The organism is Pontibacter chitinilyticus, assembly GCF_039748935.1.
Classification (GTDB): Bacteria; Bacteroidota; Bacteroidia; order Cytophagales; family Hymenobacteraceae; genus Pontibacter; species Pontibacter chitinilyticus.
In genome coordinates this window covers 203,921-212,815 of record NZ_JBDIZJ010000007.1, presented here as the reverse complement: position 1 = coordinate 212,815, position 8,895 = coordinate 203,921, and the positions used below count along the sequence as shown (strand labels likewise).

The following is an 8,895-nucleotide window of genomic DNA, read 5'->3' as shown; positions in this document are numbered from 1 at the left end:
AGTATAAAGTCATCACGACCACGGACCCGACAGCCACCGAGTTGTGATTTGATTTCAGAGATTTAAAGTATAAAGTCATCACGACCACGGACCCGACAGCCACCGAGTTGTGATTTGATTTCAGAGATTTAAAGTATAAAGTCCGGCTGGCAGAGCTGGCCGCCTCCGACAAGTTGTGATTTGATTTCAGAGATTTAAAGTATAAAGTCGGCTTCCCTCGATACGTCCAACATCAGCAGTTGTGATTTGATTTCAGAGATTTAAAGTATAAAGTATATAGTCTTCTAGGTACTAAGAAGTATGAGTTGTGATTTGATTTCAGAGATTTAAAGTATAAAGTGAGCAGTGGTTCGGCTGGTGACATACCTAGTTGTGATTTGATTTCAGAGATTTAAAGTATAAAGTATTCAACAAAAAGTTACTCTTAGCGCGGCAGTTGTGATTTGATTTCAGAGATTTAAAGTATAAAGTAGATAGCTGTGTAAGGTGTTTATTTATAGGTAGTTACAAGTGTGTTTTGCATGAAAAATGCTTCTCATACCTTATGTATCACAACAGGTTTTATACTTTTTAAAGCAAAAGCCCTGCCGGCACTGACAGTTCGGCAGGGCTTTTTGCGTTAAAACATTTCGAGTTGTTTAGGGGCAGGGGCTACAGCCTTTCTGCCATTGCCCCAGAAGTTGATGATGCGGCCATACTGCTTATCTGTGAACTGGGCAATGGTTACCAACCCCTTAGGCGGGAGCATTTGCTTTACCCTGTTTACGTGTACATCGGCGCTTTCGCGGCTGGCGCAGTGGCGCGTGTACACCGAGTACTGCATCATGCTGAAGCCGTCTTTCTGCAGCCGTTTCCGAAAAGTGGTATATTCACGACGGTCTTGCTTAGTTTCGGTGGGGAGGTCAAAGAAAACGAATAGCCACATACTGCGATAGGCGTTTAGTCTGTTTTGCATAGTTCAGGGTAAGCGATGTCATCTCTCTCGCCGGCAAAGCAAGCTACCAGCGAGGTGGTGGTTTTATTCAGGCCAACCAACAGGGGGCTGATCTCGCCGTTAATGCGCACATCGTGTGTTAGGGTTTGCAATAAGATGGCCTTCATGGGCTTGGTTAGCTCGCTGCAATCGGAGTACTGGCAAATCAGCTGCTTTACGGCCCTATCTACCACAGGGCGGTACGGCTCCATGATATCATCGGCGAGGCAGTAAGCATTGTAGCGGTTGTGGTGGTGTATGCCAATGGTAGGCAATAAGCCGGAACTTACCAGTGCCCTTGCCACGGCTGCCCGTAGTATGGCATAGCCATAGTTTAGTAGGTTATTGGGCGCTTCGCCAAAACGATCGCGGCGGAAGGGTAGTGGCGAGAACACATGCTGCCAATAGTGCCGTGCTGCCCGGGCCTCCAGGTTAGTGCTGTCGCCGCTTCGCACTTCTTTCCAGAACCGGAGCAAGGGCTCGTGGGGCAGCTCGTGGTATCGCAGCAGCAAAGCCTGGTTTCTTATTTTAGCTTGTACAGTTTGCTGCCAGAGCTGTTTTTGTAAAGGCTTTTTGGCTGACAGCTGCTGCCGGAACCGCTCGTTCTGCACCGAATGCCCGCAAAGTGGCAACAGCAGACCGGTGGGGTGGTGCTTCTCGTCACAGTATATTACTGCTGTGTTATTCGCCAATAGCTTCTGCATTACGGCTTGCGAGTAGATCAGCTCCGGGTGGTCCAGCACGACTACGCCCAGATCTTCTACAGGCACTTTGTTTATTTCGCCTGTTTCACGGTTTACCAGTACTAACTGCTCCAGCCGGATGTTCATATCCAGCGGAGAGCCCAGGTATATCGTCCGTTTCAGCATAGGCTATACTTTCTTTAGTTGTCCGGTTGGCGTTATTTTAACTTTGATTGGAGACAGTCTTTCCCACTTACTAAAACTTGCAATGATGATTTCTTCTTGTTTCTTGTTATTCAACGAAGCGGCGCAATGATGCATAAAATTGTAATAACCACCCGAAATTGCTCTTACTCTATACAAATGTTTAGTTAGCTCTTTCTGCTCTAGGCCATTCCAGCTAATTTGATCTTCTGAAAGACCTAGCAAGAAAAAATCATTGTTTTCAATTATTGTGATAGCTATATCTCCTTTGTCCGATTTAGTTTTGTGCACAGGTAAGTTTTGCCTCTTTCTTTCTACCGCTTCCTTGAAGGAAATCACCTCATCATATAACTTTCCATCTACTCCTCTGAATATAGTCACATGGTGGTTATTCCCTGGCTCTACCCATTGGTTAATATTGTCTTTTAGCTTAAGCATCTTTGTGGATGGCACTCTTACTCTTACCTTTTTGATTTCATTTTGCCTGCCACTTTTACCTCTCTTGTTTGGCATGTAAAGCGGATCATTGAAAGCTACCTTAAGAACATTTTTTGGTATTTCTGCTTCGGAATCAATACAAATATTATACTCTTTTAAGCGTTCTTTAATAATTGTTTTGATAACAGGATCTATGATATTGTTAATCATTGTTTTTGATAGTTCTGACAGCGGTTTTCTGACTGCGTAGAATTCTTCGCCATATTCCACAGAATCCTTTTTACTAAATAAGTCTATCCTTTTACCGTAGACCGTCTCCTTGTGCAGTTGCCCTCGTGCCGACACCTGCCGCAGTGTAGTAGCTTTTCCGTCTTTGTCTTTTACTTTCCTGTTCCAGGAGGTTACCGTTTTGCTGTTCTTTTTCTGCGATACCAGTATGTTTTCAATGGCTGTTCTGGCATCGCGGTAAAAGGTATCCCAGGGTATTTCAAAATTGTGCATCTGCGGAGAGCGGTCCAGGCTGTTCCAGCGGCTCAGTTCCTGCAGCATGCGTGGCGTAGTTAAAGCTACCACCAGGGCGTCCACGGCGTGGTGACGGTGGTCGTCGCGGGTCTTCTTGTTTTTATCCTGGTTCAGGATCGAGTTTAAGCCCCAGTAGTGGCGCAAGGGTGCTGTGGTGGTACCGGTGGCTACATCTACACGGTCGCAAATACTTTTCAGGTATGCTTTCGCTTCTTTACTGATGTAGCGGGTATCGTTCAGCTGTTTCTGTGCAAAATCCTCCTCAATTTTCTCCTGCTTAAACCTGGCCAGTTTACGCGGCATGTTTTTCTGAACACGCTCCAGCACCAGCAGGTAGTTAGCTTTATCGCCACTCAGGCATTCGTGTGGTGTTTTGTTTCCTTTTTTAATGTTAAACTCTTTCTCGCACAACGTTTTGTTCGCAATACTATCGTCCAGAGTTCGGCTGTAAGGCAGTATGTGTTCAATATCAAAGCGGCCATATTCGAACAGGTCGCTGAAGCTGATGGCTCTACCAGTGTAGGGGCAGATCTTCTTGCATTCTTCCCAAAGCTGGTACTTATCAATATCGTTTTTGCTTGGGCGATTGATCCCTTGTTTGATCAGTTCCTGGTAATAGCGCTCGTTACGGGCTCTGTTCTTTAACTGCTCAATTCTGATGTCTGCTCTTTTTGTAGCCGATACTTTCAGGTCGCGGGCAAGCTCCACCCTTATGATATCGAACTTGCCATACTGTTGCAGCAGCTGGTTTACAAGGGTGCGTATCTCATGCAGCGCCTGCTGCACAATGGGGTTGCGCATGTTTTTTGGGTCTTCCAGCTTCTCCAATCCGGTTTTATACTCACTTACCTGGCTGTGGTGATAGCCGGCCAGCTGTGCTGCTTTGTCATACCTTTCCCCTTGGCGTAAGAAAGGCAGCATCTTTCGGATAGCTTTCAGGCTCAGGCTGCCATACCCTTCTTTCAGGTGTGTTTTTGCCAGTTTCTCCAGCTGCTTTTCGTCGAAGCCCCATTTTTCAGCAGCATATATTTTAAGCCAGTCAGAATCCTGTGCAAAAAACAAGGTATGCCATACATCCAGCTTGGTGATGTTTTTCTCAACTGTTTTGGAAGTACGCAAGGTTTTGTCTTCGTCGGGCAGGGTTTCCCAAACAGCTTTGCCGAATAGCTTAGAGAGCTTTATACTTGTTTCGTTGCCCGTAAACTGCTCACCCTCTTCATAGTTAAAAGTATAGTCCTCCGTCAGTTTCAGCTTTTTGCGGATATCGGTAGGTTTAATTTTGTCTTTGGTGTAGAACAGTTCTACGAGTTTGGTTTTCTCTTCATCGTCCAGCGGCTCGTTAAACCGGCCCGGTCCGGCCACCTGCAGGTTATTGATGACCTGCCACATCCTGAACTCTTCAAAATCAGGGTGACTGATGGGCACACGCGGCTTCTGTGGTTCCAGGGTACACTTGCCAACCAGGTGCTTCTGCGATTTAAGTGGCCGCTGAAAAAACATGATACCGAAGTCCGGTGAAGTCAGCTGCTGTTTCAGTTTAGGAGTGAGTTTATCCGGGTGATACTGTTGCTGCACGTGCCAGATCTCCTCCATTTCCTGCTCAAACCAGCTGCGCAAAGTATAGCGGTTGCGGAGGCGTTGCACATGGGGGTCCAGCGAAGCCAGGTACGAGCCGAAGGTTTTAAAGCCGCCCTGCTGCCACTCGGCCAGCGTATCGTCAATACCGGTTTTGCCATTCCCGCCTTTGAAAAGGGCACCTTCTTCATTCGTGCCTGACTTTCGGTTGCTCTTAAAGCCGCGGCGCTGGTTCAGGTGGAAAATGACACGGCCCAATTCGTGCGAGGTGAGTGGCTCAGCCAATGCTTTTTTTCGGAGCAGATAGGGGCATTCTTGCCAGAAAGGATCGTTCGCTTCAAGTGTGGCGGGCATCAAATCTGCCTGTTTGAGCGCCTTTTGTAGCAAGTTGTTTCGGAACTTGCGGCGGAAAAGCTGTCGTCTTTTCTGGCGATGTTCCCGCCGCTTTGCATTCTTCGAGGTTTCGGCTTTGCTTTTGGCATCTACATTCACACCTATCGGGAATATGTGTGCACCTGCGCCAAGTATTTGTTTTGCGGTATCATCAATCACTGACCAGCCAATAGAGTTGGTGCCCAGGTCTAGTCCTAAAATTTTCATAGCTAAAAGTTTGTTGTTGTAATATCAATATATATCTTTGGACTAACAATGACAAAATAATCTCTGAAATCTTGTCACAATAAGGGTGAAAAATCCCGTAGACGAAAGTCTTGGGCGCTGCTTCGGTAGCGCCCATTTTTGTATATGTTAGCTCAAGAAATATCTCAACATACTTCCTGTCTTATTTATAAGAATGAGCTGCATTCTCCTTTTATAGCGAGGTCAACAAGCTTATCTCTCTCTGCCGCAATCATTTTGAATTTATTTAACAACTTCTGCAGAATAATCTTTGTTGTCACTTTGAAAGAAAATGCTTAAACTTAGAGGTTCATTCATAGAAAAGAAAAGCTGCTAACTGAAAGCGGAAGTGATTACTCAGGTAAAGCCTAACCTTCGCCTGCTTCGCTTCTGTTTGCAAAGCCCGAATGGCGGATCAGTTCAACTCAAAGCGTACACCTTACATCACTAAACCATAGCCCTATACTAAATTACATGATAACGAAGGCTTTATTTAAAAGCGCCTTTTACCTCAGCCTGGTAGGCGCGTTCACGCTTTTTTCGTGCAGCAATAATGTGCGGCCCGGAAAACCTAAAGTGCTGGTATTCAGCAAAACCAGTGGCTACCACCACGCCTCCATCGCAGCTGGCAACGCGGCCCTCCTCAAGCTGGGTGCCGAAAATGGCTTTGAGGTAGATACGACCACCAACGCATCTTATTTCAACGAAGACAGTTTGCAGCAGTATGCTGCAGTTGTGTTTCTGAGCACCACCGGCGATGTGCTGAACAATTACCAGGAAGCTGACTTTGAGCGCTACATACAGTCCGGCGGTGGTTTCGTAGGCGTGCATGCCGCTACAGATACTGAGTATGACTGGGGCTGGTATGGCCGCCTGGTAGGTGCTTACTTTAATGGGCACCCGAAAATACAGGAGGCAGTGCTGCACGTAGCCGATAAAAACAATCCAGCCACCAAGAACCTGCCCGACCCCTGGAAGCGCACCGATGAGTGGTATAATTTTAAGCAGCTGAACCCGGATAACAAGGTGTTGCTGACGATAGATGAAAGCAGCTACGAAGGCGGTACAAACGGTGCCCAGCACCCGATGGCCTGGTACCACGATTATGACGGTGGCCGTTCGTTCTACACCGAATTAGGGCATACCGACGAGTCATTCAAGGACCCGCTGTACCTGCAGCACCTGTTAGGCGGTATCAAATACGCCATGGGCGATAATGCTAAACTTGCTTATGATAAAGCGAAAACACAGCGGGTACCGGAAGAAAACCGCTTTGTGAAGACAACACTCACACGCGGGAAGTTCTTTGAACCAACCGAAATAGCCATACTGCCTAGTAAAGACATTCTGGTGGCGCAGCGCCGTGGCGAACTAATGCAGTACAGCCAAAAGACAGGCGACGTGTCGCAGGTAGGTTTTTTGAATGTATACTATAAGACTAACATTGAAGGAGTGAACGCTGAAGAAGGCCTGCTAGGCATTGCCGCAGACCCGGATTTCAGCAAAAACAACTATGTTTATCTGTTCTACAGTCCGGCCGATACGTCGGTTAACCGACTCTCCCGCTTTGTATTCAAGAACGGAAAACTGGATAACAGTTCGGAAAAAGTAGTGCTGCAGTTTTACTCACAACGCAATATCTGCTGCCATACAGGTGGATCAGTGGCTTTCGGGCCCAACCACATGTTATATTTATCCACCGGCGATAACTCTACTCCTTTTGATGAGAAAGGCCAGAAGTATGTGAGCCATGGGTTCGCACCACTCGACGACCGGCCGGGACATGAGCAGTTTGATTCGCGCCGCACCGCTTCCAATACCAACGACCTGCGGGGCAAGATCATCCGCATTAAGATCAACGAAGATGGCACGTACGACATTCCGGAGGGCAACCTGTTTCCGAAAGGCACGCCTAACACACGTCCGGAGATCTATACAATGGGGCACCGCAATCCCTACCGCATTTCTGTAGACCAGAAGAATGGCTATGTCTATTGGGGCGATGTGGGCCCGGATGCCGGTGCAGATAGCCTGGACACCCGTGGACCAAAAGGGTATGATGAAGTAAACCAGGCCCGCAAACCGGGGTATTTTGGTTGGCCGTTGTTTATTGGTAACAACTATGCCTACCATCATTATAACTACGCAACCGGTGAGTCAGGGCCAACTTTTGTAGCCGCTAACCCTGTAAACGACTCCCGCAACAACACAGGTCTAAAGCAGTTGCCGCCGGCACAACCTGCCTTTATCTGGTATCCATATGGCGCTACTACTGATTTTCCTAGCATAGGAACAGGTGGTCGTACGGCCATGGCTGGGCCTGTATACTACACCGATATGTACCCGAAGGAGACGCGCTATGCCGATTATTACAATGGCAAGGTCTTTATCTATGACTGGGTACGTAACTGGATAAAAGTGCTGACGCTGAAGCCCAACGGAGATCTGGACAAGATTGAGCCTTTTATGGAGCATATCAAACTTACTGCTCCTGAAGACATGGAGGTAGGACCAGATGGCAAGATCTACGTACTGGAGTATGGCTCCGGCTGGTTTGCTAAAAATGATGATTCCGGCCTTTCCAGAATCGATTATTTGCCAGGCAATCGCCCACCGATGATCACGGACCTGACGGTAGACAAAACCAGTGGCAAAGCGCCGCTGACCGTTACGGCACAAGTAAAAGTATCTGATCCGGAAAAAGATGAACTGCATTACCGCTGGCACCTCGACAAGCAGGTAAAAGAGACAAAGGAGCCAAGCCTGCAGTATACTTTTGCCGATACAGGCGATCATATAATCAGTGTGGAGGTACTGGATAAAGACAACGCCACCGCAAAGAGCGACGATGTAACCATTTACGCCGGAAATGAGAAGCCAAAAGTAGATATTGCCGTGCAGGGCAACAGCAGCTTTTACTTTGAAGGCCGGCCGGTGCCTTACCGCGTGAATGTAACGGATGCAGATGGCCAGGTAGAGGCAAGCAACCTCTTTGTATCGGCTGATTATGTAGAGGGCAAGGATATGGCTGGCGCCTCTATGGGACACCAGGTAGTATCTGGCGCCATACAAGGCAAAAACCTGATGATGAGCTCTGATTGTAAGTCATGCCACCAACTGAATGAAAAATCGATTGGGCCGGCATTTAAGCAGGTAGCACTTCATTATAAAGACAATGCCCAGGCGTATGCGCACCTCACGAATAAAATTCAGAAAGGTGGAAGTGGTGTATGGGGCGAGGCCAACATGCCGGCACACCCGAACATGAGCGATGCAGATGCCCGCCAAATTGTGCAGTGGGTGCTGTCGCTGAATGACGAAGGAAATGCCAAAAAATCACTCCCTGCCAGCGGAACACTCAATCCGAAAGTAGACGCCACGAAGAAGGACAACACCGTGCTGAAGCTGACGGCCTCTTACACCGACCAGGGTGGCAATGGCATTCGTCCTTTATCTGATGCACAGGCAGTATACCTGCGGAACAGCCTGATTCAGGCGGTGAACTTTGATGAGATGAAAGGAATGGATACCAAGGAGTCGGGCGTGAGAGGCTACGTACTGTTACCGGCGGCAGAGGGATGGCTGAAAGAAGCTCAACTGGACCTGACCGGCATCCGTGGCATTACCCTGACCAGCCTGGGCAGTGGAACCGCTAGCCGCTACCAGGTAGAAGTGCACCTGGATAAGCCAACCGGACAGAAGATTGGTGAAGGAGAAGTAAGTTTTGGAGCCAGCAAAGGAAACACCTCCACTACTATTCCGTTGCAGCAGGTAAGCGGAGGCAAACAGCACGATGTATACATTGTGGTGCGCCAACTGACATCCGAGCAGATGCGACCTTTGCTGAAGTCAGTGCAGTTCTTGCCTGCAGCCAATTCTTGA

The 8,895-nt window shown here is 47.9% G+C and carries 4 protein-coding genes and 1 CRISPR repeat array; of the genes, 1 reads left to right on the top strand and 3 read right to left on the bottom strand.

What is annotated here, in order from left to right:
• Positions 1 to 39 precede the first annotated feature (39 nt).
• Positions 40 to 471: direct repeats of the CRISPR family, unit length 37 nt; unit sequence AGTTGTGATTTGATTTCAGAGATTTAAAGTATAAAGT.
• Between the two features lie 148 nt (positions 472 to 619).
• Genes cas2 through cas9 form a run of 3 tightly spaced genes read right to left on the bottom strand, consistent with a single transcriptional unit; the run spans position 620 to position 4,995 of the window.
• Positions 620 to 955, bottom strand: a complete 336-nt coding sequence (gene cas2 / locus ABDW72_RS12815) for a CRISPR-associated endonuclease Cas2 (RefSeq protein ID WP_347158968.1) — start codon at positions 953 to 955, stop codon at positions 620 to 622.
• Entirely contained in the window at positions 940 to 1,842 is a 903-nt protein-coding gene (cas1, locus tag ABDW72_RS12810) for a type II CRISPR-associated endonuclease Cas1 (protein WP_347158967.1), read from the bottom strand. Before cas1 ends, cas2 begins: the two co-directional genes overlap by 16 nt.
• Before the next feature lie 3 nt (positions 1,843 to 1,845).
• On the bottom strand, positions 1,846 to 4,995 hold the full coding sequence (cas9, locus tag ABDW72_RS12805) for a type II CRISPR RNA-guided endonuclease Cas9 (protein ID WP_347158966.1): 3,150 nt from the start codon (positions 4,993 to 4,995) through the stop codon (positions 1,846 to 1,848).
• A gap of 492 nt (positions 4,996 to 5,487) precedes the next feature.
• Here cas9 and ABDW72_RS12800 point away from each other — a divergent pair, with 492 nt between their 5' ends.
• Entirely contained in the window at positions 5,488 to 8,895 is a 3,408-nt protein-coding gene (locus ABDW72_RS12800; protein ID WP_347158965.1) for a ThuA domain-containing protein, read from the top strand.

Coding starts and splice junctions, on each gene's coding strand:
- ABDW72_RS12800 (WP_347158965.1), top strand. CDS start 5,488: ATGATAACGAAGGCTTTATTTAAAAGCGCCTTTTACCTCAGCCTGGTA.
- cas2 (WP_347158968.1), bottom strand. CDS start 955: ATGCAAAACAGACTAAACGCCTATCGCAGTATGTGGCTATTCGTTTTC.
- cas9 (WP_347158966.1), bottom strand. CDS start 4,995: ATGAAAATTTTAGGACTAGACCTGGGCACCAACTCTATTGGCTGGTCA.
- cas1 (WP_347158967.1), bottom strand. CDS start 1,842: ATGCTGAAACGGACGATATACCTGGGCTCTCCGCTGGATATGAACATC.